Source organism: Streptomyces sp. NBC_01433, assembly GCF_026340105.1.
In the GTDB taxonomy this organism is placed as follows: Bacteria; Actinomycetota; Actinomycetes; order Streptomycetales; family Streptomycetaceae; genus Streptomyces.
Genome location: NZ_JAPEPM010000003.1, coordinates 506,465 through 530,809, shown reverse-complemented (window position 1 = coordinate 530,809; position 24,345 = coordinate 506,465). Strand labels below are relative to the sequence as shown.

General features: G+C 72.4%; 21 protein-coding genes. 4 read left to right on the top strand and 17 right to left on the bottom strand.

The genetic code is table 11. From position 1 onward, the window contains the following. Positions 1–28 precede the first annotated feature (28 nt). Positions 29–976 carry a LysR substrate-binding domain-containing protein gene (locus OG413_RS39155; protein WP_266814082.1) on the top strand — a complete coding sequence of 316 codons (948 nt, stop codon included), beginning with the start codon at positions 29–31 and terminating at the stop codon, positions 974–976. Positions 977–1,049: 73 nt separating this feature from the next. On the opposite strand, the gene OG413_RS39150 is transcribed toward OG413_RS39155, so the two are convergent. From OG413_RS39150 to OG413_RS39090, 13 genes are all read right to left on the bottom strand, one after another. Continuing rightward, a complete protein-coding gene (locus OG413_RS39150) occupies positions 1,050–2,420 on the bottom strand; it encodes a hypothetical protein (protein ID WP_266814080.1) in 1,371 nt (456 codons plus the stop codon). A gap of 214 nt (positions 2,421–2,634) precedes the next feature. Beyond that, positions 2,635–3,180, bottom strand: coding sequence for an MOSC domain-containing protein (locus tag OG413_RS39145; protein WP_266814078.1), 546 nt, complete (start codon positions 3,178–3,180; stop codon positions 2,635–2,637). Positions 3,181–3,187: 7 nt separating this feature from the next. Next, positions 3,188–3,421, bottom strand: coding sequence for an acyl carrier protein (locus OG413_RS39140; RefSeq protein ID WP_266814076.1), 234 nt, complete (start codon positions 3,419–3,421; stop codon positions 3,188–3,190). A gap of 2 nt (positions 3,422–3,423) precedes the next feature. Further along, positions 3,424–4,476 carry a nitronate monooxygenase family protein gene (locus tag OG413_RS39135; RefSeq protein WP_266814074.1) on the bottom strand — a complete coding sequence of 351 codons (1,053 nt, stop codon included), beginning with the start codon at positions 4,474–4,476 and terminating at the stop codon, positions 3,424–3,426. Then, positions 4,473–5,348 carry a hypothetical protein gene (locus OG413_RS39130; RefSeq protein ID WP_266814072.1) on the bottom strand — a complete coding sequence of 292 codons (876 nt, stop codon included), beginning with the start codon at positions 5,346–5,348 and terminating at the stop codon, positions 4,473–4,475. The genes OG413_RS39135 and OG413_RS39130 overlap by 4 nt, the downstream gene beginning before the upstream one ends. Further along, positions 5,335–6,249 (bottom strand): diiron oxygenase, encoded by a 915-nt coding sequence (locus tag OG413_RS39125; protein ID WP_266814070.1) that lies wholly within the window; start codon positions 6,247–6,249, stop codon positions 5,335–5,337. Before OG413_RS39125 ends, OG413_RS39130 begins: the two co-directional genes overlap by 14 nt. Positions 6,250–6,254: 5 nt before the next feature. Beyond that, positions 6,255–7,211, bottom strand: coding sequence for an inositol monophosphatase family protein (locus OG413_RS39120; RefSeq protein WP_266814068.1), 957 nt, complete (start codon positions 7,209–7,211; stop codon positions 6,255–6,257). Then, positions 7,208–8,530, bottom strand: coding sequence for an aspartate aminotransferase family protein (locus tag OG413_RS39115; protein ID WP_266814066.1), 1,323 nt, complete (start codon positions 8,528–8,530; stop codon positions 7,208–7,210). Before OG413_RS39115 ends, OG413_RS39120 begins: the two co-directional genes overlap by 4 nt. A 103-nt stretch (positions 8,531–8,633) precedes the next feature. After that, positions 8,634–9,161: a dioxygenase gene (locus OG413_RS39110; RefSeq protein WP_266814064.1), complete on the bottom strand. Its 528-nt coding sequence runs from the start codon at positions 9,159–9,161 to the stop codon at positions 8,634–8,636. Positions 9,162–9,389: 228 nt separating this feature from the next. Further along, positions 9,390–10,388: a phosphotransferase gene (locus tag OG413_RS39105; RefSeq protein WP_266814062.1), complete on the bottom strand. Its 999-nt coding sequence runs from the start codon at positions 10,386–10,388 to the stop codon at positions 9,390–9,392. Beyond that, complete coding sequence (locus OG413_RS39100) at positions 10,385–11,365, bottom strand: ROK family protein (RefSeq protein ID WP_266814060.1); 981 nt, start codon at positions 11,363–11,365, stop codon at positions 10,385–10,387. The genes OG413_RS39105 and OG413_RS39100 overlap by 4 nt, the downstream gene beginning before the upstream one ends. Next, the gene (locus OG413_RS39095) at positions 11,362–12,483 is read right to left on the bottom strand and encodes a zinc-binding dehydrogenase (RefSeq protein WP_266814058.1); all 1,122 of its coding nucleotides are present in this window, start codon (positions 12,481–12,483) and stop codon (positions 11,362–11,364) included. The genes OG413_RS39100 and OG413_RS39095 overlap by 4 nt, the downstream gene beginning before the upstream one ends. A 293-nt stretch (positions 12,484–12,776) precedes the next feature. Next, complete coding sequence (locus OG413_RS39090) at positions 12,777–13,715, bottom strand: hypothetical protein (RefSeq protein WP_266814056.1); 939 nt, start codon at positions 13,713–13,715, stop codon at positions 12,777–12,779. Between the two features lie 753 nt (positions 13,716–14,468). Here OG413_RS39090 and OG413_RS39085 point away from each other — a divergent pair. The 3 genes from OG413_RS39085 to OG413_RS39075 are packed head-to-tail and all read left to right on the top strand — an operon-like array spanning position 14,469 to position 19,103. Next, positions 14,469–15,572, top strand: a complete 1,104-nt coding sequence (locus OG413_RS39085) for a methyltransferase (protein ID WP_266814055.1) — start codon at positions 14,469–14,471, stop codon at positions 15,570–15,572. Positions 15,573–15,579: 7 nt separating this feature from the next. Continuing rightward, a complete protein-coding gene (locus tag OG413_RS39080; RefSeq protein WP_266814053.1) occupies positions 15,580–17,352 on the top strand; it encodes an ABC transporter ATP-binding protein in 1,773 nt (590 codons plus the stop codon). Further along, positions 17,349–19,103 carry an ABC transporter ATP-binding protein gene (locus OG413_RS39075; RefSeq protein ID WP_266814051.1) on the top strand — a complete coding sequence of 585 codons (1,755 nt, stop codon included), beginning with the start codon at positions 17,349–17,351 and terminating at the stop codon, positions 19,101–19,103. Before OG413_RS39080 ends, OG413_RS39075 begins: the two co-directional genes overlap by 4 nt. Before the next feature lie 109 nt (positions 19,104–19,212). Here OG413_RS39075 and OG413_RS39070 read toward each other — a convergent pair whose 3' ends face one another. The 4 genes from OG413_RS39070 to dpgB all read right to left on the bottom strand — a co-directional run bounded on the left by OG413_RS39070 (position 19,213) and on the right by dpgB (position 24,201). Next, positions 19,213–20,340: a cytochrome P450 gene (locus tag OG413_RS39070; RefSeq protein WP_266814302.1), complete on the bottom strand. Its 1,128-nt coding sequence runs from the start codon at positions 20,338–20,340 to the stop codon at positions 19,213–19,215. Positions 20,341–20,555: 215 nt separating this feature from the next. After that, on the bottom strand, positions 20,556–21,998 hold the full coding sequence (locus OG413_RS39065; RefSeq protein WP_266814050.1) for a PLP-dependent aminotransferase family protein: 1,443 nt from the start codon (positions 21,996–21,998) through the stop codon (positions 20,556–20,558). Then, complete coding sequence (gene dpgC / locus OG413_RS39060) at positions 21,995–23,416, bottom strand: (3,5-dihydroxyphenyl)acetyl-CoA 1,2-dioxygenase DpgC (RefSeq protein WP_266814048.1); 1,422 nt, start codon at positions 23,414–23,416, stop codon at positions 21,995–21,997. The genes OG413_RS39065 and dpgC overlap by 4 nt, the downstream gene beginning before the upstream one ends. Beyond that, complete coding sequence (gene dpgB / locus OG413_RS39055) at positions 23,413–24,201, bottom strand: enoyl-CoA-hydratase DpgB (protein WP_266814046.1); 789 nt, start codon at positions 24,199–24,201, stop codon at positions 23,413–23,415. The genes dpgC and dpgB overlap by 4 nt, the downstream gene beginning before the upstream one ends. Positions 24,202–24,345: the final 144 nt, after the last annotated feature.

Genomic DNA, 24,345 nt, shown 5'->3' with positions numbered 1-24,345 from the left:
CACCCCGCTCCCGGAAGGAGCCCCGGCGATGGACCTCCTGGACGGCCGGCTGAAGTTCCGGCACCTGACGCTGCTTGTCGCGATCGTCGACCACGGCAGCGTGGTGCGGGCCGCCGAGACCCTGCACCTCACCCAGCCCGCCGCGACCCGGAGCCTCCGCGAGCTGGAGGGCATCGCCGATCTGCCGCTCTTCGTCCGGGAGCCCCGCGGCATGCGGGCGACGCTCTACGGGGAAGCACTGACGGAGCACGCCCGTGCCGTGCTCGCCGAGATGCGGAGGGCGGAGGAACGCCTCACCGGGCTGCGGCAGGGCCGGGAGGGCACGGTGACCGTGGGCGCGCTCCTCGCCGGGACCAACGTGCTGCTTCCCCGGGCGGTCGCCCAGCTCAAGCGGGAACGGCCCGGCCTCACGGTCGTCGTACGGGAAGGGACCCCGGACGTCCTCCATCCCGCGCTGCTGTCGGGCGAACTGGACGTCGTCGTCGGCCGGGTGGGACCGGCGCCCAAGGAGGGGGACGGACTGCGCCAGACGAGGCTGTACCGGGAACGCATCCGTCTCGCCGTCCGCGCCGGCCACCCCCTGCTGGAGACCGCCGACGCCACGCTCACGGACACCCTCGGCTTCCCGTGGATCCTCCCGGTCGAACAGACCGCCCTGCGCCAGGAGCTCGGCGCCCTCTTCGTGGACCGGGGCCTCCCGCTGCCCTCGGACCGGGTCGAGTGCACGTCGTTCCTCACCATGCGGGCGCTGCTCGTGCAGACGGACATGGTGGCGCTGCTGCCCGAGCTGGTCCTGCGCGCCGACGAGCACCTCGCCGCCCTGCCGGTCGAACTGCCCTCGGTGGGCCGCACGGTGGGCACCACCGAGGCGGCCCACCGCACGCGCACCCCCGCTCTGCAGGCGCTGCTGCACCACCTGGACCACGAGGCGGCCCTCCTGCGCGAGACGCTCCACGGGCCACCGGCGAAGGGCTGAGGGGTGTCCCGCGACGCACGGGAGCACGGCCGGGGCGCGGTCGCCGTGGCCCGGCCGTCGCGAGGGGCCTCTCTCAGTCGGCGGCGGAGTCCGGATCGTCGAGTTCGTGCAGCCCCGCCGGGTCCTCGTCGGTCAGTACCTCTCCGGCCGCGGTGACGAAGCGCTGTGCGTGGCCCCGGTGGACGCACAGGAGTTGGTCGTGGGTGCCGGCCGGGTCCCGGTGCACGGCCAGCGCCGTACCGTACTTGCTGCTGTGCCCCGGCATCTCGGTGTCCGTGCTCCATCCGGCGCCGTCGAAGGCGGACCACCACAGCTGCTGGCGCGCGGGGTCGCGGTGGACGCACATCAGCTTGCCGTCGAAGACTCCGAGGCCGATGTTGCTCCGAGTGCGGTGCCCCGGCAGCGCGCCCTCGGAGGTCCAGCCGGTGCCGCGCAGCCGGCTCCAGTGGATGGCCCCGTCCTTGGGGTTGCCGTGCAGCAGGTGGAGGGCGCCGTCGTACACGGCGAGCGCCGGGGACCTCGTGGTGGCGCAGCCGGGGACGGGTTCGGGGGCGGTCCAGCCGCGGCCGTCCCGGCTGGTGGTGACCATGATTCGCTGGGCGGCGTCGGCGTAGGCGAGGTGGAGGGCGTCGCGGAAGACGGCCAGCGCCGGGCCGTAGACGCTCTCGGCGTGCGGGACCGGTCGGTCCGGAGTCCAGGTACCGCTGTCGTAGGAGGTCAGCGCGATACCCCAGTCGCCCGAGCCACCGCGGTGCGCGCAGTACAGCCGGTCCCGGAACACGGCCAGGGCCGGGCTGCCCAGGGTGTGGTGGGCGGGAAACGGCTGGTCCTCGGACCAGCTGCCGTCCGCGCGGTGCGCGGTCCACCACAGGTCGGGGTTGTCGCCCCGGCCCTGGTAGACGCAATACAGGTCATCGCCGAATACGGTCAGGGCAGGGGTTTCGGAGGCGTAGTGGGCCGTGAACTGCGCGTCGGTTCCCCAGCCCGTGCCCGGCTCGAACACGCTGAACCACAGGCCGGTCTCGCGCGGCGGCGCCTCAAGGGTCATGGGGGCGAGGAGGGTGGGCGCGGACCACGGCGAAAGCAGCTCGCACCCGGCGCCCCGGGCGGCCGACCGGATCGGTCCGGCGCGGCCCGTCAGCGCCGCGCCGACGGCTCCGGCGATATCTGCGGGCAGGGACCCGGCGAGCACCTCCGACACCAGGTCGCGGAAGCCGTCGACGGGCCCGGTGCTGTCGAGGTCCGCGAGGCGGTCGGCGGCCCGTTGGTCGAGGCGGAGGGCGAAGCCCCACTCCAGCAGGCGGACGGAGACGGCCGTCCCCGCCGCGGCGAGCTCCTTGGCCGCCCCTTCCGCGCGCTCCACGGCCTTGACCGAGGGGGCGTCCGCGCCGAATTCCGTTGCTGTGCCGCTTTTCCGCCCGGGGGCGGCGCCTTCGATCGCCATGCTGTCTTCCTGTCTGCAGGGCCACGGCCGGGCGGTTCGCCCCGCGCGCGGTGCGCGGGCGAATCGTCCGGATCCACGGGCATGGGTGCTTACGGTCTGTTCCTGGCCAGATGTGGGCCCGTTTGCGGGCTTCCCCACGATTCACCGGGCGTCCCGGTGCGGACGAATCGGGCGGTGTCCGGGCAGGTTCGGGCGGCCATCCGCGCGGCGCGGCTCAGGGAAGGGGGGCGGGAACGTTCGGCAGCGGCCGCGCGTCGTGCGGCAGCGGGAGGATCAGGTCGCCCACCCGGATCGTCCCGCCGCGGATCACCTCGGCCCGCAGCCCGCCGCGGTGCAGCAGGCCGCGGATCAGGCCGGGGCGCACCAGTTGCTCAAGGCGGGCGCAGGGTTCGCTGAGTTTGAGACCGCGCAGGATCACCGCGCCGATCCGGAACTCATGGTCCACCAGCGGGTTGAGCCGGATGTCGCGGCAGACGAGGTTGCGGCGGCATTCGGCGGGGGTGAGCGTGATGCCGTGTTCGCGGGCCAGGGCGTCGAGGGCCTCGGCCTCGATGAGGGTGACGTCGCAGACCCCGGACGCCCGGCCAGCTCCCCGGCGCCGGGGCCGGAGGCCCTCGCCCGCCCAGTAGTTGCGGTCCCCTGCCAGCCCGTGGCCCGTCACCGCGCGGGCGTGTGCGACTCGGAAGGTGGGCTCGCCTGTGCGTGCGGCAAGGTGCAGGGAGGTGACACGGCCGGGTCCGGGCGGCGGGTCCTGTGCCATGGGCGGTTCACCCTTCCAGGAAGTGGTCCCTGAGGGAACCAAGAGTGCGGAACTGGTCCACGTCGATCTGGTCGAGCTGCAGTTCCCGCCCGATCAGGTCCTCCAGCAGCAGGATGAACTCCATGAAGCCGAGCGAGTCGATCAGCCGGTTCTCGATCAGGTCGAGGTCCTCCGGGATCTCTTCGACGGTGGGGTTGCGTTCGCGCAGCCAGTCCACGACCGGCTTGATCACGTCGTCCATCGTTACCTCTCGGGGATCCGGTTCGGCTTGTGGGAACCGCTCGTGAGCGCGGTGGTGGCGTTCGCGGGGCCGGGGGAAGCGGCGTGGGGCCGACGGACGCTCTCGTACTCCCGGCCGAGCCGGGCGACGGTGACGGCGGCCGGGTGCCGGGCGGTGACGTGGGAGCAGGACCGGCCGCAGTACATGGCCATCTCCTCGACGCGGCCGGTGGTGCCGTCACCCGGAGCCGCCGCGCTGTAGCGCGGTACCGGGAGCTCCCGCCCGTCCACCCGAGTCGTGGCTATGAAGGTGGCCGGGGCGCGTCTCCCGGTGGCGGTGAGGGAATTGCGCAGGACGCGATGCGGGCGGTGCGGCCAGCCGATGTCGAACAGGGAGGTGATGAGGGTGTCGTCGGCCACGGCCTCGACCACCCGCCGTTTGAACTCCGGGTGCGCGGTGGATTCCATGGCCGGGACGAACAGGGTTCCGGCCATGGCCCCGTCCGCGCCTCGGGCCACGGCGTCCGCGAGGTCCCGTCCGGTGGCGATCCCGCCCGCGACGGCCAGTACCGCGTGCGGGTAGCGGGCACGGACTGCGGCCAGCAGGAGGTCCACGGGCGACGAGCCGAGCAGGTGGCCGCCGGCTTCGGTGCCCTGGAGGACCAGGACGGCAGCACCCTGTCCGAGGGCGGTGCCGGCGTCCGCGAGGGTGCCGACCTGGACCACCAGCGGGTGCCCGGCGGCCTGGACGGCCTGGGCCGCGTCGGCGTCGGGCAGCCCGAAGGAGGTGACGAAGGCGCCCGGAGGCAGTTCGGGCAGGACGGCCCGGAGCTGGTCCAGGCAGGCGGCCGGTCCGGTGACCTCGGGGACCACGTTCACCCCGAACGGGCGGCCGGTGGCAGCCGCCACCTCACGGACCAGCCGGGCGGCCCGCGCGGGTGGTTCCTTGTACAGCGCGAGGGTGCCGCCCGCTCCGGCCCGGGACACCGCGGCGCACAGCGCGGGCCCGGCGACGGCGCCCATCCCGGCTTGCAGCAGCGGCAGTCCGAGTCCGAGCCGGGCGGCCAGCCGGGTCACGAACGCTCCCCCGTCCGCCGTACCGCGCGGTGCGCGGCGGCCAGGTCCCCTTCGAAAAGGTCACCCAGGGCGTGCACCCACCGCTCCAGGCCGAAGGCGACGCAGCCGGTGAAGGCCGGACGGCCCGCATGGCGGATGGCACGGCGCTCGCCGAAGAAGTTGCGGTGGTTGTTGGTGGAGGCCACGGCGGTGCCGTCGGTGTGCAGATACTCGTCCTTGACCGGGGCGAGCATCTGCATGACGGTGCGGGAGCCGTCCTTCTCGAAGAACGGGTCGGTGGCGGGCTGCCGGTCCAGGGTGAGGCCGAGGGCCGTGCCGAAGGCGGCGATCCGCTCCTGGTGCCGGTCGAGGTGGGCCCGTACGGCTTCGGCGGAGCCGACGCACACGATCTCCCGCATGGTGAACCCCCAGAGCCGGCGCAGCCCGTCGTGGTGGTCCTCGTTGCGGAAGCACTGCGCGACGGTGGTGATCAGGACGGGGGTGTCGGCGCTGGTGCCGGAGAGGTGCAGGAAGCAGCCGTAGCAGGCCGCGGAGGGCAGCAGGTGGGTGGCTTCGGCGAGGTCGGCCGCGGGCAGCGCGGTGGCTCCGGGCGGGGCCGCGGCGCGGGCGGCCAGCCGGTCGCGGCGGATGCGGGTGACCGGGTTGCCCAGGTGCGGGAAGTTACGGAAGTAGTCGAGGGACCGCAGCTCTTCGGCCCGTAGCAGCGGTGGGTAGCTCTGCTGCCGGGCTCCGGCCTCGGTGCCCCAGCGGGTGAACACCGCGTCGAGTGCGTCCTTCAGCAGGACGGCGGGTTCGTCGAGGGTGGCCAGTCCGTCCCGGACCGACCAGGTGGTCGCGGTCTCCCCCGTGGCCGCGGGGTCAGTGACGGGCATCGAACACCCCGATCCGGTTGAGGAAGCCGGTCGTCTTGTGCAGGACCTTGGCATGGGCGGCCTGCCGGGCGGGGTGGGCGAGCAGCCGCCGGCGCAGCGCGAAGCCGTCCGGGAGTCCCGCGTCGCGGTAGACGGCCGGGTTGTAGAAGGACTCGATGCTGGTGGTGAGGTAACGGCCGAGATAGCCGCGCAGTTCGTGCCGGGCCGCCTCGTCCAGGCCGCGGTCGAGGAGCCGCTCCCACAGCAGGTGCACCAGGCGGCGGCCGAAGGCTATGTGGCGGGATTCGTCCTGGTGGTGCAGCCGGTTGATGTGCCGGACGGTCGGGTGCAGGCGGCGGTCGGCGGCCAGCTGAACGTTGTAGTGGTCCACGATCTGCTCGAAGACCAGGATCCGGGCGAAGACCAGGAAGTTCTCGATGTCCGGGTCGCGTGGGGTCTCGGGCAGCTTGACCGACTTGTCGGGGTAGATCTTGCCGGCGTACTTGAGGCAGAAGGTGGCGAAGAACCACATGTGGTCGTTCTCCTCACCGATGAAGTGGTGGAAGAACTCCGAGGGAAGCTCGAAGCCGGGCGTGTGGACGCGCCGGGTGACCTCGATGAGCAGTTCGCGGATGCCGTGCACATTGAGGCTGTAGAAGTTGACGCTCTCCCACCGGCTCAGGGCCTGGAGCTGGGCGTGGCTCAGTTCGTCCATGAGCTCGGTGCCGTGGGCGGAGAGCAGTTCGGGGGACATCCAGAGTTCGTCGGTGGGGATCGCGGTCGGCCATTCGAAGGTGGTGAAGGGGTTGTAGTAGTCCGCGGTGGCCTTGTCGGAGAGCCGGTCGAGCAGGGTCCGGAACTCGGTGTCGTCCGCTGTCGTGGTGCTGACCGCTGGGGCGGGCGGGGTGTTCGGGGGGCGCATGGGCGTCACTCCTTCCATCGGATGGCCGACAGCAGAGCCCGGTGGAGTTCGGGGGTGGACGCGGCCACGCAGGACCGCTGGTTGGTGATGCTCAGGTCGGTCAGGTCGGTGTCGCCGAGCGGTTGTCCGTAGCCGTCCGTGATGACCGCCCCGGCCCGCTCGGCGAGGAAGACGGCCGCCGCGATGTCGTACGGGAACAGGTGCAGGACCCGGCCGTTGCCGACGCGTTCGAACTCGGGCAGCAGCGCCGGATCGTCGCGCAGCAGCCGGTTGCCGATGTCCACGTAGGCGTCGAGCTGGCCTGTGAGCAGCCGGGAGATGGACCAGGTTGCGCTGTTGAAGACGAAGACCCCGCCGGTGTTGGCCGAGAGGTCGATGAGGTGGCCGTACGCCTCGGTCATCAGCTGGGCCGGGTGGCCGTTGAACTCCAGCGACCAGAACATCCGCGCGGGGTCGGTGGTGCGGGTCAGCGCCGGGACGGGATGGTCGTAGCCGTGCGCGGTGATGCCGGGTGTCGCCCGGTCCCCGTAGAGGTAGGCGCCCGTGCTCAGTTCCATCAGCATCGCGTGCTCGACATCGGCGATGCGCGGGCGCTGCGACATGCGGGCGACGGCGACCGAGACGGTGGCCGACTCCAGGCGGGCGACGGCGGGCCGGGTGCCGTCGATGGGGTCGACGACCAGCAGGTGGGCCGGGTCCGTGCCGTGGTACTGCAGGCCGCGGTCCTCGGAGTAGACGGCGACGGGCAGGTCGTGGCCGGCGACGTACTTCCAGGTGGCCGCCTCCGCGACCTCGTCGAGTCCGAACTGGGCGTCCCCGCCCGGCGAGTGGCCCCGGACCAGGCGGCTGCCCGCCTGGTGCTGGGCGGCCAGCACCGCGTCACGGACGGCTCCGGCGAGGCCGGTCACATACTGCCGCATGGCCGCGGGCCCATGGGGACCGTCGTACTCGGGGCCGGTCATGCGGCGGCCTCGGCGGCGAAGAGGGCTTCGATCCGGTCGCAGAGCAGATCGGCCTCGGTACGGGTGAGGATCAGCGGCGGGCGGATTTTGATCACGTTGCCCCGGCCGTAGCGGGAGGTACGCAGGATGAGGCCGTGGTCCATGCCGCGCCGGGCCAGGGTCTGGGCCCGTTCGCTGTGCGGGCGTCCCCGGTCATCGCCGATCTCGATCCCGATCATCAGGCCGAGGCCGCGTACGTCCACGACGGCGGGGTGGCGGGCGGCCAGCGCGCGCAGCCGTTCCATGACGTGGGCGCCGACCTCCCGGACGTTCTCCAGAAAGCCGGGGCGGCCGATCACGTCGAGGGTGGTGGACGCGGCGGCGGCGGCGAGGACGTTGCCGCCGTAGGTGAAGGAGTGGTGGTCGCTGCTGAGCCCGGACATCCGCTCGTCGGCGACGATGGCCGCGATCTGGGCGCCGGAGCCGCCGAGGCCCTTGGCGGTGGTCAGGATGTCGGGCTGGACCCCGTAATGCTCGGCGGCGAACATCCGGCCGACCCGGCCTATGCCGGTCTGGATCTCGTCGAAGACGAGGACGATGCCCCGTTCGTCGCACAGGGCACGCAGTGCGGGCAGGTAGCCGTCGGGGGGCACGATGTTGCCGCCGCTGCCGGAAACCGGTTCGACGACCACGCAGGCGACGCTGCCGGAACTGGCGTGGTCGAGGAAGTCGTTGATGCGCTCGACACAGAGCATGCCGCAGCTGTCGGGGCCCGCCTGGCGGTAGAAGCAGCGCAGGCAGTAGGGGTCGGGGACCTGGAGCACGCCGGGCATCAGGTGCGGGAAAGGGGCCTTGCGGAAGGACTCGCCCGACATGGTGGTCGTCATCATGGTCTGGCCGTGGTGGCTGCGGAACAGAGTGATGACGTCGCGGCGGCCGGTGGCGAGCTGTGCCATCTTGACCGCGCCCTCGTTGGCGGTGGAGCCGCCCGACACCTTGAGGTGCACCTTGGTCAGGTTCGGCGGGGTGACCTCGACCAACCGCCGGACGAGCTCGTTGACGGGGGCGGTCTGGAAGGTCGAGGTGGTGTGCACCAGCCGCTCGGCCTGGTCACGCATGGCCTTGACCACCTCGGGGTGCCCGTAGCCGAGGCTCAGGTTGAAGGTGCCGGAAGCGCAGTCGAGGTACTCGTTGCCGTCGGTGTCATACAGATGGACGCCCTCACCGTGGTCCATCTCGTACGCGCTGACCGGGTAGTACAGGTGGTTCTGCGCGTAGTTCAGGGCATCGCCGCGGACGTCGTTCCGGGCACCGCTCTGCGCGCGCATGAAGTCGGCCATGTGACTCCTGTCGGCTTCCGTCCGTGGACACGAAGGACGGCGAATATCGATATCTCCGGGCAGTGGAATAAAAGATTCCCGTCAGTATGGCGGGGGCGGGATCTTATACGTTCAGGACAAAGGTGAAAGCGGCGTTCCAGCCCTCGGGTGTCTCCCGCACGTCCATCAGACATTCTGGCCGGAAATACTTGTCGAGGTGGTTTCGGCGTTCGCCGGGGAAATACAGCATCGTGGTCAGTACGGCTCCGCCGGGCGGCTGCACCTTCACGTGCACGTGCCGCGTTCGCCCCGGGTACATGGCGGGCAGCACCGTCTCCAGCCGCCACAGCCCCTCGGCGTCCGCGAACTGGTGGCCGCGCAGCCGGAAACCGTTGCCGTCGTAGACTCCGGCCTCCCCGACCTGCCAGAAGTCGAGCAGGGTGCCGCCGATCGGTTCCCCGTCGGGAGTGCGCACGGCACCATGCAGCAGCATCGGGGCTCCCCCGTCCACATCGCCGCGGAAGCTGCTCCTGAGGGGGGTGTCGGGCTTGTAGTACGGCCCTTCGCGCAGGGCGGGCGTGGGCGGCGTGCCGTTGCAGCGAACGGTCGGCGTGAGCGTCTTCAGGACATCTTCCGGGCTTCCGTTCTCCATGGCGGAATTCTCCCTCGGTCAAAGATCTTTCGCTTCGGGCCCAGGCAGAGTAACCGGAATTCTCGATGCTGAGAAGAAGGCCATGTGTCGCCTCTCAGCCATTCCTTGACGTTTATTGCCAGGACTTCCGTGATCCGCACGGACAGCATTTGCCTCCCGGGAATGGAGCGGACGTACGGGCCGGATGGAAACGGGACATCTGGTGATCCCTGCGGTCGGTACCGGTCGTTACGTGTCGGCGGCGGACCGGCGTAGTACGGTGCGCGCGCGGGCGAAGTAGGCCGGGTCGGGCGGAGCTGTGAGGATGTCCGCGAGCGCGAAGAGGTCCAGCGTCCGGCTGAGCCGCCGCCAGTCCGCGGGCAGGCGGCCGTTCCCGCCCCGGAAGCCGTCGACGAAGCCCGTGGTGAAGGCAGGCGGGTACTCGTGGGCGAAGCGCAGCATGTTCCCGACGTCGAAGAGCGGGGAGCCGCTGAAGGAGAGCTCCCAGTCGAGCACGGCGGCCACCGCCCACTGCCCGGCGCGCCGTTGAACCAGGACGTTCTTCGGGTTGAAGTCGCCGTGCACCAGGCTCCGTTCACCGGCCAGGGCGGCAAGTGCCGGTGGCCCATGGCGGGCCAGGGCGCGCAGTACGGCCGAGTCCGTCCCGCTCAGCGGCCCGTCCGGGGCCGTTGTGACCAGACAGTGGTCGACAAAACCGGGCAGGTCGCCCAGCGGGGCTGCGCCGTCCGGGGCCGGTACCAGCGAAGAGTCGCCGAAGACGCCCGGGCGGGGCAGCCTGACCCGGCCGATCCGTGCCAGCACCGCGCCGACGGCCCGGCCCAGGTCCCGCGCTTCGCCGCTCGCCGGGCCGTCCGCGAGCACCTGGCTGAGCGGGGTCCCGTCCACGAACCGGTAGAGCAGGGTGGGACGGCCGGTGGCGTGGCCCTGCGGATCGGCCGCGACCACCGCGGTCACCGGTACGGCACGGGCCGCCGCCCGGCCGAGGACGGCGATCTCCACCGCACAGGTGTTGCGCGGGACCCGGCTGCCGTTGGGCCGGTAACGGCGCAGCACGTAGCGCTCGGCGCCCGCCGAGTCGGGGTGCTGGGCGGTGAGCAGGGCCATGTCGTTGGTGAATCCGCCGGGCAGCGGGTCCACCTCGTGCAGCAGGGCCCCGGGCAGTGCGTGCCGGGTCAGCCAGGCGTGTGTGGCCGGGTGCAGGAGACCCGCCGGATGGGGGCGCGTCACACCGGCCGGCCTGCCCGGCCCGGGGCCGCCCTCGTGCGCCCGTTCCCCTCCCACGGCCCAGCGCCGGGCGACGGCCGTGCGGCGGCGGCCGCCCCGGCCGCCAGGACCAGTCCGCCCGCCGGTCCGGCGAGCCGGCCGAGCCGTGCCGGGACCACGAAGTCCTCGGCCGCATGCTCGGGCAGCCCCGGGTATCCGGCCAGGGCCACGGTCAGTTCGGCACGGAGCAGCGGGAAGAGCCCCGGGAACTCCGCCACGCCGCCGCCGATCACGATCCGCTGGGGTGCGGTCGTGTAGACGATGTTGCGCAGCCCCGCGGCCAGGTAGGCCGCTTCCAGCCGCAGCGCCTCACCCAGTGCGTCCCCGGTCAGTTCTTCGGCCGGGGTCCCCCAGCGGGCGCCCATCGCCTCGCCGCCCGCCAGCCCCTCCCAGCAGTCGCCGTGGAAGGGACAGGAGCCGGGGAAGGTGTCGCCCGCGATCCGGGGCACCGTGAGGTGGCCCATCTCGGTGTGGACCAGGCCACGGACCACCTTGCCGCCGATCACCGCGCCGCCGCCAATCCCGGTGCCGACGGTGAGGTAGACGTAGGTGTCCAAACCCCGCGCAGCGCCCCAGCGGCCCTCGCCGAGGGCCGCGCCGTTGACGTCGGTGTCGATGCCCACCGGCACTCCGAGCGCGGCGGCGAACGGACCGGCGACGTCCACCCCGGACCAGCCGGGTTTGGGGGTGGCGGCGAGGTGGCCGAATTTGGCATGTCCCGGGCGAAGTTCGAGGGGCCCGAAGGACGCGATGCCGATCGCGTCCAGCGGTCCGGTCTCGGCGGCCGTCTCCCGGAAGAAGGCGATGGCCCGGGTCAGCGTGGAGCCCGGTTGGCCGGTCGGGAACCGGGTCTCGGCCTCGATCCGGTCGGGGGCCGAGCCGACCAGACAGACGAACTTGGACCCGCCGGACTCGATCGAGCCGAACCGCGGCGCGCTCACGCGTCCACCGGCCAGCCGTCGGCGCCGACCGGGCCGGAGTGCGAGCGGATGACGACCTTGAGCGCGTCGTAGCGCGGTGGCCGTTCGGTGCCGCCGTCCCCGTCGCCCCCGGCGAGGCCGCCGAGTGCGGTGAATGCCTCTGAGTACCGCTCAAGCGGGAACTCGTGCGTCACCAGCCGCTCCAGGACCGGTCCGCTGCCGGATCGCTGCGGGTCGCTGAGTTCGGCGGCCAGGTCGACGGCGACCGGGAAGACGTCGGCCCGGTAGTCCCCGGCGCCGATCAGCTGGATGCCCCGGTTGGTGAGCTGGAGCGGGCGCAGCGGCACGGTGTAGGTGTCGTCGAAGCCCATCACCACCACCCGGCCGCCGTCGTCGATCAACCGTAACGCCGCGTCGAGGCCGGTGCCCGTCGTGTCGAAGACAACGGAGGGACGCTCGCCGCCCGATGCCTTCACCACGGCTTCGGCCGGGTCCGTTCCGGCCACGTCCACCACGTGCGCGAACTGTTCGCCGGCCCGCTCCAGCCGGTAGCCGTCCGGTTCGGCGACGGTGACCCGGCGCGCGTGGCGGGCGGCGATCAGTGCGGTCAGCGTCCCGATCGGGCCCGCGCCGAGCACCACCACGGTGTCGTCGAAGGTGACGGACGCGGCACGGACGTTGCTCAGGACGCAGGCGAGCGGCTCGATCAGGACCGCGCCGCGGAAGGACAGCCCGGCGGGAACCCGTTCGACGAAACGTTCCGGCAGGGTCACGGTCTCCGCGTACGTGCCGTCCCGGTCGACGCCGACCTCGGTCCCGGCCTTGTGTCGGCAGAAGTTGGTCGCTCCCCGGCGGCACGGGACGCACCAGCCGCAGAACAGCGTCGGGTTGACCACCACCCGGTCCCCCACCCCGACCGAACGCACCTGGGCTCCGGTCTCCCGCACCACACCCACCGCCTCGTGTCCGAGCACGACTCCCGGCCGGGCCGGGAACCGCCCGAGCAGAATCTTGCGGTCCGTCCCGCAGACTCCCGTGCCAACGATCTCCACCACGACGTCATCGCCGTTCACGAGCTGTGCGTCGGGCCGGTCCTGAAGTTCGGCGGAGCCTGGACCCAGATAGACGAGAGCGCGCACGAGACCTCCCCATCGGTGTTGGAAGGCGACGCTAGCGCAGCCGAACGCGGCCGGACACGACGCCTCTGAGCCATTTCGCGGCTGCTGCGGCGGTCCGTCCCCGCCCCGGTCGCCGCCGGGGGCGGGGGCGAAGGCCGGGGCAAGGGCCGGTGACTCTGGTCATCGGCCCTTGCCCCGCCGGGTATGCGTGGCCGCTACGATCGCGGGCCCGCCCGCCCGCGTGACGTACGCGGGTGAGTGGCCGACCCGACAGCGCCAGGCACTCAGGCACTCAGGCACTCAGGTGCCGGACATCAACTCTCTCCTGGTAACCCGCGGGTCCGTATCCAGTACGAGCGGGCTGCGGCGGTCAGCGCGAGCCCGTAGCCGGCGAATGCGGCCATGCCGATCCAGGCGACCAGGAGTGCGTCGCCCGAGGAGTGGAAGTCGCCCTGGCGCATGGTGACCACGCCCGCCGTGGCCAGGGCCGAGTAGCCGATCCCGAACACGCCGTACGGAGCGAGGGTAGCGGCGCCGAGCAGGGCCGGGGCCAGCGGAAGCCAGCGCGGGACACGGCGACCGCGCAGGGGCAACGTCCAGCGGGGGAAGACCTGCCCCCAGGGACGGACCAGCCCCCAGAGCAGGAAGACGCCGAGCGCGGCCAGCAGCATGGTGGCGTCCAGCCCCCAGGAATCCAGGGTGAGCCAGATGCCCGAGGCTCCGTTGCGCCGGGACACCGCCCGCATCTCCGCGCCGGATATCCCGGCGAAAGTCCCCCCGGATGCCCAGATCAGTTTCATCCCGGCGTAGGGCAGGAAGGCCGCCGTCCCGGCCCAGGCCGCGAGCTGAACCGGCCCGGACGCGGCCGATGGTTCCTGCACGCGGGCGCCATCGGCCGGACGGTGCTCGGGCCGGGCGGCAGCCGCGAGCAACAGCACTCCCATCGCGGCCAGTGCGTGGTTCGCCGCCGCTGCCCAACTGTCCACCCCCTGGCCGAACATCAACGTGATCACGTCCATCAACAGGCTGAAGGCAAAGATCCCGGCCAGCGCGCTGAGCAGCCGGAGCAGCCGGAGCAGCCCGCGGAGTACCGGCAGCGGCCCGTACCGCAGGATCGCCCCGCAGGACAGCGCCGCTGAAACTCCCACCGTCACGGCTGCCCATCCCAGCGAGGGCGGTCCCGGGTCACCACCGTGGTGGAACAGCGGGATCCCGCTCAGCACACAGGTCAGGCCGAAGCCGGAGTAAACCACCCCCCACAACACTGCCAACCAGCGTGCCCAGCGCGGCTGCCACCGCGGTCGCATGAGCCATGACGTCCTCGATCCCCGTACAGCAACGGTCATGGTCCGAAGATCACATCCACGACGTCAGCCCGGCGTCGGTCCCATGAACTATCCACCTCCCTCTGCGTGATGAGTTCCTCTCAGTCTCAGGTATGGATCACGGCGAGTGACGTCCCGGTCGGCCGCCGATGAGCGAAGTGGCTCGACCGCCGTCCAGCTCCGGCCCCCGGCTTCGGAGTTCGTGTGGCGGACCCGGCACAGGGCGTACCGCAGGCTGCCCGACAGGTCCGGAGCGGCGGGTCGGCACACGGCGACGGGAGGGCCCGGGGCGGCTCATGTGGGGACCGCCCGGAATCGGCCGATGTTGGCCCTGCCCGGCGCCGGGTGCAGCGGGTGCTCCGATCGGCCCGGCCCGGTACGTCGTAGGGGTGGTGCGAGGGCGGACCCGCGGTGGCGTCCGAGCCTGTGAACGGTGGTGCTCGTATGCGGATGTTCCTTCCCTGCCGTGGGGGTGCGGGGACCGGCCGGTCCGGGAGGGCTTCCCCGTGCCCGGCCCCGCATCCCGCGCATGGGAGTCGGGCGGATGGCGGCCGGATCGCGACGATCGTCCTTGCGGGCATTTCGGGCCTGTGTGAGCATGCGGCTGCGTAAATATGATCTTGCAACCGGCCGCGGAGTCACTGTCCGGCCCGCGCCGATCTGTCGACGAGAGGTACGGAAGTGAATCCGTCTGCCGACTCCGACCACCAGCCGCCGCCTAACCCGCCCGTTCGGGGCGATCGCAACGCCGTCGATCCCGTCGTCGAGCGTTTCCACTTCCTGGTGAACGCGCCGGCGCTCTTCAACGCCGTCGTCACCGCCCTCGAATGGGACCTCTTCGGGATGCTCGCCAAACACCCCGGAGCGTCCTTCGAGGAGCTGCGCCGGGCCACCGGTGTGCCCGCCCACTCGCTGCGCGTCCTGCTGCACGCCGTGTGCACCACCGGCCTGCTGGAGCGGCAGGCGGACGGCGCCTACCACAACGCCCCGGCCGCCGATGAGCTCCTGGTCCCCGACGGGCCCGACAGCTGGCGCCACATCCTCACCGGCTGGAAGGAGATCTACTACCCGGCCTTCACGCGGATGAGCGAGGCCCTCGCCGCCGGTACCAACACGGCGCTGGCGGCACACCCCGGCGACGAGCCGACCCTCTACCGCAGGCTTTCGCACAATCCGGAACTGGAGACGGTCTTCCACCGCAGCATGAGCGCCTTCACGCTCAAGAGCCTCGACTCGCTGGTGGAGTGCGAGGAGTTCGCCACCGTGCGTCACCTCCTCGACGTGGGCGGCGGCGACGGCACGACCAGTGAGCAGCTCATCGCCCGTCACCCCGGGCTGCGTTCGACCATCTTCGACATCCCGTCGGTGTCGCAGCTCGCGGCGGAGCACAACACGGCCGGCGAGGCCGACCGCGAGCGCATCGCGCTGCACCCCGGCGATCTGTTCGCCGACCCCTTCCCCGCCGGCGCGGACGCGGTGCTCTTCAGCCATGTGCTGGAGATCTTCTCCGGGGAGCAGATCACGGAGCTGCTGACGAAGGCGTACTCCGCCCTGCCGTCCGGCGGACGGGTGTTCGTCTACGGCTACAACGTCTCCGACGACGAGACGCGGGGCTGGTACTCCGCCCGGCTCTCCCTCTATCTGAACGTGCTCGCCAGCGGGCAGGGAATGGCATACCCCGCCCGCGACTACGAGGAATGGGCGCGCCGGGCCGGTTTCACCGGCGTACGGACCCTCACCGACCACCCCTACGAGCACGGCCTGACCATCGGAACCAAAGCGTGAGGAAAGCATGAGGAAAGCCCTCGGCGGCCACGGCCACTTCCCCGTCCCCGATCCGGGTGACCCGGTCACCACCTCCCCCGTCCGCTTCCTGGTGTGGCTCGCGACCCGGCACCGGGGCAGTCTCGCCCTGGCCACCGTGTTCGGTGTGCTGTGCACCCTCGCGCAGGCGCTGGTGCCGGTGGCCATCGGCTTCGGCATCGACCGGGGGCTGCTCCCCCGCGACCGGGGTGCACTGCTGGTGTGGGGCGGGGTGGTGCTGCTGCTCGGCGTCTTCCAGGCCGTCGTCGGGACGCTGCGCGACCGGGCGTCGACCACGAACCGGTTCGGGGCGGCCTACCGTGCCACCCAGTTGGTCGTCCGGCAGGCCACCGAGCTCGGCGCGGAGCTGCCCCGGCGGGCCTCCACCGGCTCGGTGGTCGGCGTCAGCGCCATGGACGTCGGCTACCTGGGCACCGCCGTCGAGGGCACCGCACGGGGCAGCGGGGCCATCGCCTCGATCCTCTTCGCGTCCGTGTTCATGCTGGTCACGTCATGGCAGCTGGGGCTCGTCGTCCTCGTCGGCGTACCGCTGATCGCGGCCGCCGTCGCCCGCCTGATGCGGCTGTTGCACGGCCGGCAGGAACGGATGCGTGACCGGCAGGGCGCACTCACCGACCTGTCGGTCGACATCATCGACGGACTGCGCGTGCTGCGGGGCATCGGCGGCGAGGACGTCTACGGGCGCCGCTACCGTGATGCCTCCCAGGGCGTGCGTGCCGAGGGCGTACGGGTCGCGGTGACCGTGGCCGACATCGCCTTCCTGCGTGTCCTCCTGCCGGGCGCGCTGCTGGTCGCCATCGTCTGGCTGGGCGCGTACCAGGTGAGCACCGACCGTCTCGAACCGGGGCTGCTCGTCGCCTTCTACGGGTACGCCGTCTTCCTCACCCAGCAGTTGGGGCAGATCACCACGATGCTGGACCAGCTGACCCGCGCGACGGTGGCGGCGAGCCGCATCCTGGGCTTCCTCGCCCTGAAGCCCGAACTGCCCTCGGGCACCCGGCCGCTGCCTGACGAGAGCCTGAGGCTGCACGACCCGGAATCGGACCTGACCGTGCCGCCCGGCCGGCTGCTCGGCGTGGTCTGCGCCACGGACGGGGACGCGCGGGCCCTGGCGGACCGCATCGGCCGGTACGTCGACCCGGCGGCCCGGAACGGCAAGACGCCGCTGTCGGCCTACCGCACCGAGGACGTGCGCGGCCGGGTCCTGGTGTCCGACAACGGGGCCACCCTGTTCTCGGGGCGGCTGGGCACCGAACTCGACATCCGTGACGCCCGCGACACGAGCCGCGGGAACGACGTCGGTGACAGCCGCGACGGCGGTGACACCGGATTCGACCGGGCCGCCGTGCTGAGCGCCCTGGAGGCGGCCTCCGCGGGGGACGTGACCGATGCCCTGCCCGACGGCCCGGCTCAGGAGATCAGCGGAGGCCGCGAGTTCTCCGGCGGCCAGCAGCAGCGGCTCCGCCTGGCCCGCGCCCTGCTCGCCGATCCGGAGGTACTGGTCCTGATCGATCCGACGAACGCCCTCGACGCCCACACGGAGGGCCGGGTCGCCGGGCGTCTGGGACCGTACCGGGAGGGCCGGACCACCGTGGTGTTCACCACCAGCCCCATCCTGCTCGCCCACGCCGAGCGCGTCGTGTTCGTCCAGCACGGCAAGGCGGTGGCCGAGGGCGATCACCTGAGCCTGCTCGCGGACCCCGCCTACCGCGGCGTCGTCACCCGGGAGGTCACGGCATGACCGCCGCGGTCCCGCCCGTCGACCGGCTGCCGGTCGCCTCGCAGCGGGAGGTACGTGCCTACGCCCGGCGCACGATGCTGCGCCACCGGGGGCCGCTGGCCCGCTCGCTCCTGCTCCACGGGCTGGCCTGTGTCGCCGCTCTGGTGGCCCCCCAACTCCTGGGGCGGATCGTACAGAACGCCGCGAACGGATCCGTCGCCGTCACCCCGGTGGCACTCACGATCTGCGCGGCGGTGGTCCTCCAGGCGGTCCTGACCCGCTTCGCGCGCCTGGCCTCGCTGCGGCTCGGCGAGAGCGTACTGGCCGACCTGCGCGAGGAGTTCATGGACCGCGTGCTGGCCCTGCCGACCCACACGGTCGAGCGGGCAGGGACCGGCGAACTGGTCACGCGGACCACCCGGGACATCGACGTACTGGCCTTCACCGTGCAACGGGCCGTCCCCGACTCCCTCGTGGCGGGCACCACCATCGTGCTGACCATCGGGGCCGTCTGCCTGACCGATCCGCTGCTGGTGCTGCCCTGCCTGATCGCCGTGCCGGTGCTGTGGCTGTCGACGCGCTGGTACCTGCGGCGGGCCCGCGCCGGATACCTGCGCGCGAACGCCTCGTACGCGCACCTCACCGACCACCTCGCCGAGACCGTCACGGGCGCCCGTACGGTGGAGGCGCTGGGGTTGCGCCGACGGCGCCGTGCGCGCACCGACGGGGACATCGCGGCGTCCTACGCGGCCGAGCTCCGCACCCTGAACCTGCGCAGCGTCTACCTGCCGATCGCCGACACCGGCTACATCCTCCCCGTGGCCGCGACCCTGTTCATCGGCGGGCTGATGTACGTCGACGGGCTGGTCGGCCTGGCCGCCGCCACCACCGCCACCCTGTACGTCCAGCAGATCATCGCCCCCGTGGACACCCTGCTCTTCTGGATGGACGAACTCCAGGTGGGCGGCGCCTCCCTGGCCCGCGTCCTCGGCGTGCGCGACGCGGCCGAGCCTGCGCGGGCCCCGTCGACGGCCTCCGGGGCGGAACCGGCCCCTGAGGGTGGCGTCGAGCTGAAGGGGGTCCGCTTCTCCTACCGGGACGGCCGCGAGAGCCTGCGCGGCATCGACCTACGGGTGTCCCCCGGGGAACGGCTGGCGATCGTGGGCCCGTCCGGGGCGGGCAAGTCCACTCTCGGCCGGCTCCTCGCCGGGATCGACACACCCGGCGGGGGCAGCGTGACTCTGGGCGGGATCTCCCTTGCCGAGCTGTCGTCGGCCGAGATGCGCCGCGATGTCGTCCTGGTCACGCAGGAGTATCACGTGTTCCGGGGCAGTCTGGCGGACAACCTGCTCATCGCCCGTCCCGACGCGGGCCCCGCGGAGCTGGAGCGCGCACTGCGGGCCGTCGCGGCCTGGGAATGGGCCTCCGCCCTGGGTCTGGACCACGAGGTGGGCTCCGGCGCGGGCCAACTGACCCCGGCCCGGGCCCAGCAACTGGCGCTGGCACGGCTGGTGCTGCGTGACCCGCCGGTGGTGGTCCTCGACGAGGCGACCGCCCTGCTCGACCCGCATACGGCCCGCGCCCTGGAGCGGTCCCTGGCCGGGCTGCTGAACGGCACCGTCGTCTCGATCGCGCACCGCCTGCACACGGCGCACGACGCCGACCGGGTGGTGGTCATGGAGGACGGCCTGATCGTCGAGAGCGGGACCCATGACGAGCTGGTGGGTCACGGCGGAGCGTACGCGGAGCTGTGGAAGTCCTGGCACGGCTGACGGCACCCGGCACCGGGGCGGGCCGGGCACAGCTGAGGACACCCGGGACCGGGCGGGTCGGCCCGCCCGGTGCCGGGCGGCAGCGGTCGACGCGACCGGTGCCGCCCGCTCACCAGGCGACCGGCAGCGCGTGCACCCCGTAGAAGCCCATGTCCTCGCCCCGTGGCACCTGCGACGGCGGCACGGCGAGTCTCAGCCCGGGGAAGCGGGCGAAGAGCGCGGGGAAGGCGATCCGCATCTCGGTGCGGGCCAGGTGCTGGCCGATGCACTGGTGCGCTCCGTGGCCGAAGGCCAGGTGCCCGGAGGCGGGGCGGGTGATGTCGAGACGATCGGGGTCCTCGAAGCGGGCCGGGTCACGGTTCGCGGCGGACAGCGAAACGGTCACGGACTCCCCCGCGCGCAGGCGGTGGCCGCCGAGCTCGATGTCCTCCAACGGGGAGCGAGGCACACCGAAGTGGAAGATGGTCAGGTAGCGCAGCAGTTCCTCGACGGCGCCGGCGGCCAGGGACGGGTCGGACGTCAGGCGGGCGAGCTGGTCGGGGTGGGACAACAGCGCGAACACGCCCAGTCCGAGGGAGCCCGCCGTCGTCTCGTGGCCCGCCGACAGCAGCAGGGCGCCCACACCGGCGATCTCAGCCGTCGACAGCTCGCCCTCCTGGGCCAGTTCGCTCAGCAGGTCGTCGCCGGGGCTGCGGCGTCGGTGTCCGGCCAGTTCCGTGAGGAAGGCGTCCAGCTCTTCCATCGCGGTGGAGGCCTGCTCGGCCGTGGCGTCGAGCTCGAAGAGGATGGCGCTGTTGCGCTGGAAGTCGGCGCGTTCGGCGTAGGGGACGCCCAGCAGTTCGCAGATCACCAGTGAGGGGACGGGCAACGCGAACTGCTCGACCAGGTCGGCCTGCCCGCCGAGGGCGGCCATCGCGTCCAGCCGCTCCTCCACGATGCTCTCGACGCGGGGCGTCAGCGCGCGGGTGCGCCGGGCCGTGAACCAGCCCATCAGGCGTCGGCGCAGCCGGGTGTGGTGCGGCGCGTCCATGTCGACCAGCCAGCCCGGCAGGGCGGGACTGCCGTAGAAGGGGTCGGTCCCGGGTCGGGCCACCGGCACCCGTTTCAGTTCCGAGCGGGCGCTGAAGCGGGGGTCGGCGAGGACCCGGCGGGCCAGTTCGTGGCCCGTGACCAGCCAGCCGACGTGCCCGTCGGGGTAGCGCAGGCGGGTGAGGGGCCCCTGCTCGCGCACGGCCATGAGTTCGGGGGGCGGATCGAAGGGACGGCGGCGGTCGCGGGCCGTCGGGTGAGTGGGCAAGTCGCCGCGCCCCGGGCCGACGTGGGTCACGGGGCAGCCCTGCCTCTCGGATCCGCTCCGCGCCGCGGGGCGGATCCGCGCCTCGGGGCTGCTGCGAGCCGGGGGCATGTCCTGTTCCGGACGGCCGGTCGATGGCACGGGAAAGCTCCGTTCGTTCATCGCCGGACTCCCTCGACGGCCGCGGTGTCGGTTCCCGGTCGGCACTGTGTCCCTGCCCCTGCCCGTGCCCGTGCCCGGAGGAAGGCCACGAGCCGGCGCACGCCTTCGTCGATCCGGTCCGGGTCCAGGTAGCTGCACGACAACCGCAGGCTGTGGGTGCCCCCGCCGCCCGGGTGGAAGGGGGCCATCGGTGTCCACAGCACCCCGTGCTCGGCCGCGGCCACCTCCAGCAACGCCTCGTCCGCCGGGACGGGCAGTCGCATGAGGACGAAGAAGCCGCCGCTGGGACGGTTCCACCGCACCCCCTCCGGCAGGCCGTCGGCGCTCTCGCGCTCCAGGGCCCGCAACAGGTGGGTGAGGTTGCGTCGGTAGAGCGCGGACCGCGTCCGGATCGGCTCGGCGAGCGAGCCGCCGTGCTCCAGCAGCATGCCCGCGATCAGTGCCTGGCAGATCGGGGAGGTGTTGACGGTGACGGCGGTCTTCAGGCGCGCCAGTTCGGCGGCGAGCGGTACGACGCCGGCCTCGGTGCGCACGCTCTGGTCGGCGATGACGTAGCCGACGCGGGCCCCGGGGAAGCACACCTTGGCGAAGGTGCCGATGTGGATCACCCGCCGGGTGGTGTCCAGTGCCTTCAGAGCGGGCAGTTCGGTGCCGGGTGCGGCCGTGAAGCCGTACGCGTTGTCCTCCAGGACCAGGAAGTCCTCCTGCTCGGCGAGGGCAAGCAGCCGCAGGCGCCGGCCGTGTTCCATACGTGAGCCGCTGGGGTTGGCGTAGTCCGGCGCGACGTAGCAGGCACGGATGCGACGGCCCGTGCGGCGGGCCGCCCGGCATGCCTCGGCCAGGGCGTCGATGTCGAGGCCGTCGTGGTCCTCGGGGACGGGGACGGTCCCGGCGCCGAGGAGGGCGGCGGCGCTGGTGATGCCCACGAAGCAGGGGTCCGCGACGGCCAGGAGGTCCTGCGGAGTGGCGATGAGGGCCCGCAGCGTCAGGAGCATCGCCTCCTGGGCGCCGACGGTGATCACCAGGCTGTCCGGATCGGCGTCGATGCCCTGGTCGCGGCGCAGCGCCTCGGCCACGACGGCGTTGACGATGCCCCGCGCGGGCCCGTACTCGTAGAGCAGCCGGGTCGCCGACTCGCGGGTGCGGCCGGGTGCGGCGGCCGCGTGGGAGACGAAGCGGTCCAGGTAGCGGGTGGTGTCCAGGTCGGCGTACGGGTCGGGGTGGGGAGCGCCCGGGGCGAAGGAGACGGCGTCCGGGTAGCGGCTCATGATCTCGTTGAGGAAGCCGATCGACTCCAGCACCGGGTCCCGGAGCGAGGCGTGCAGGGCTTCCCGGTCGAGAACGGCCGTACGGGGGCTCGTGTCGGGGCTTGTGTCGGGGCTCGTACGGGCGGTCGTGTCGAGGCTTATGTCGGGGCTCGTACGGGCGGTGTCGCTCATCCGGGTGCCTCCTCGCCCGCGGTGGGCCCGGCGGCGCTTCGCGAACGGGCCCAGTGGCGTTCGGCCTTGGCCAGCACGTCGGGACTGTGGATGCGGTGGGCCTGGACGACGGCGAACTCCGCCAGGTAGCCGCGCAGGAGTTCCAGGGGTTCCTCGGCGAGGGTCAGCATGGCGCGGTTGGCGGCCACGGCCGGGCCCGCCAGTTCGCGTACGGCACGCTCCGCGGCCTCGTCCAGGCCCTCCGTCGGCACGACCTCGTCGATCAGCAGGGCCGCGGCGGGCTCGTCGGTGTGGATCCGGCGGCCGGAGAGGATGATCTGGCGGGCCGTGCGGGCCCCGGTCAGCCGGGTGAGCCGCAGGTTGCCCAGGCCGGGGATGATGCCCTCGTCGGCGGCGGGCAGGCTGAGGAAGGCCCCCTCCTCGGCGATGACACGGTCGAGGACGAGGAGCAGTTGCATCCCGCCGCCGATGGCGAACGCGTCGACGACACCCACCCAGGGTTTGGTCACCGCGCCGAACGGGTCGTCGTCGAGCAGACCGCGGGCCATCTTGTTGATGTAGCCGAGCTCGCGGCCGAGCAGAAAGTCGACGAAGGAGATCGCGCCGGCACGCAGCTCCTTGAGGTTGATGCCGGCGCTGAAGATCCGTTTTCCGGCGTGGCGCGGATGGTTCACCGGGCCGCCGCGCAGGACCCCGACGCGTATCCGGTCATCCAGGAGGACGACATCGACGGCGGTCTCAAGATCGGCGATGAGCCGGTTGTCCTCGGCGTTGAGGCAGTGCGCGTTGCGGAAGGTCACGTGGGCCGCCTCGCCGCGGCGCTCCAGGAGCACGGCGTCCAGCTCCAGCCGGTCCGCGCTGCGGAATTCGGCCAGGCGGGCGGCCGATCCGGGAGCGGGGCGCAGCATCGACTCGATGAGGTGGGTACCGGCGGTCGGGGACCGCAGGAGGGCTCCGAAGAAGATGCCCTGATCGATCTCGCGGCCTTCTTTGTGTGCCTGGACGCGTGTGCGTTCCTCGGCCATCCGGAACGCGTCCGGTACCAGGCCCGGAAAACGTACGGCTGCCTCGGCGGCCAGTTCGGCCAGCCGGGGCCGCCGCGTGCGGCCGGCGGTCAGGGTGTCGTAGACCGCGTCGGCGTGCCGGGCGAGGAAGGCGTGCCGGGCGGCCCGGCAGTCTTCGTGGAGGGCGCCCGCGCGGCGGGCTTCGGCGTCCGTGCGCTCGGGGCCGGAGGGCAGGTGCGCGAGGAGTCGTTCGCCCTCGGCCGTGTGTCGGGCGAGGGCCTCGGCGTCGATGGTCAGGTCGCCCACCGGGACAGGGGCGACGGGCAGCGGACCGTCGGCCGCCGCTTCCTCGGGTGGGCCGCCGACGGGGGCACGCGGAGGGCCGCTCGTCAGTCGGCTCGTGTTCTCATTCACGCGCCGCCTCCCGGTGCCGGGTCGGCCTGGAGTGCGGTCAGGCGGCGCAGTTCCCTGTCGCAGGCCGCCAGGTGCGCGCCGAGCGCGTCGTCGAACTCCAGGGTCTGCGCCTCCAGCAACAGCTGTCGCCTGACCGCGAGTTCGCGGTCGGAGATGCGGCCCATCAGCACGCTCGCCGTGTGGACGGCCTCGTCGGTGTCCGCCGACACCTGGTCGATCAGGCCCAGTTCGTGGGCGCGGGATGCGTCGATGTCGTCGCCCCACAACACGATCTGCCGGGCGCGGGCGGCGCCGAGTTGCTGGGAGAGCCGGTACACGGCCATGCCGGGCCAGAAGTGTCCTTCGTTCACGGGGGCGAGGAGCCTCAGGTCCGGGGCACCGATCCGGTAGTCGCTGACCAGCAGCAGGTCGAGGGCGGGGCCTCCGCAGGCCCCGCCGGCCACGGCGATGCTCATCGCGGGCAGGCGTTCCAGCCTCCGTACGGCACGCTCCCAGCGGTTGATCTGCTGGATGTCCACCGGGCCCGGCCAGGACCGCGCCGCGGCGGCCGCCCGCGGGAGGCGGACGATCACGACCGTGCGCTCGGACCGTTCCTCGGCCCGGTCGCAGACCTCGGTGACGGCGGCGGTCAGCCGGGGCAACGGCAGACCCATGTCCAGCCGCAGGGTGATGTCGAGCCCGTCGGGTATGCCGTCCGGCCCGATCCCCGATCCGGCCTTTTCCGCTCCACCGTGCTTGGCCTGCCCGCCCTCCGCGGGGGGCGGCGGCTTGTCGTGCGTTCGCATCGCAGTTCCCTTCGTCGTCTCGTCGTCTCGTCGTCTCGTCGTCTCGTCGTCACGTCCGCACGTCGTCACGTCCGCACGTCGCCGCGTGGTCACATCCCCGTACCATCGGGCCGTCGTGTCATCGGGCCGTCGTGCCGTCCGGCC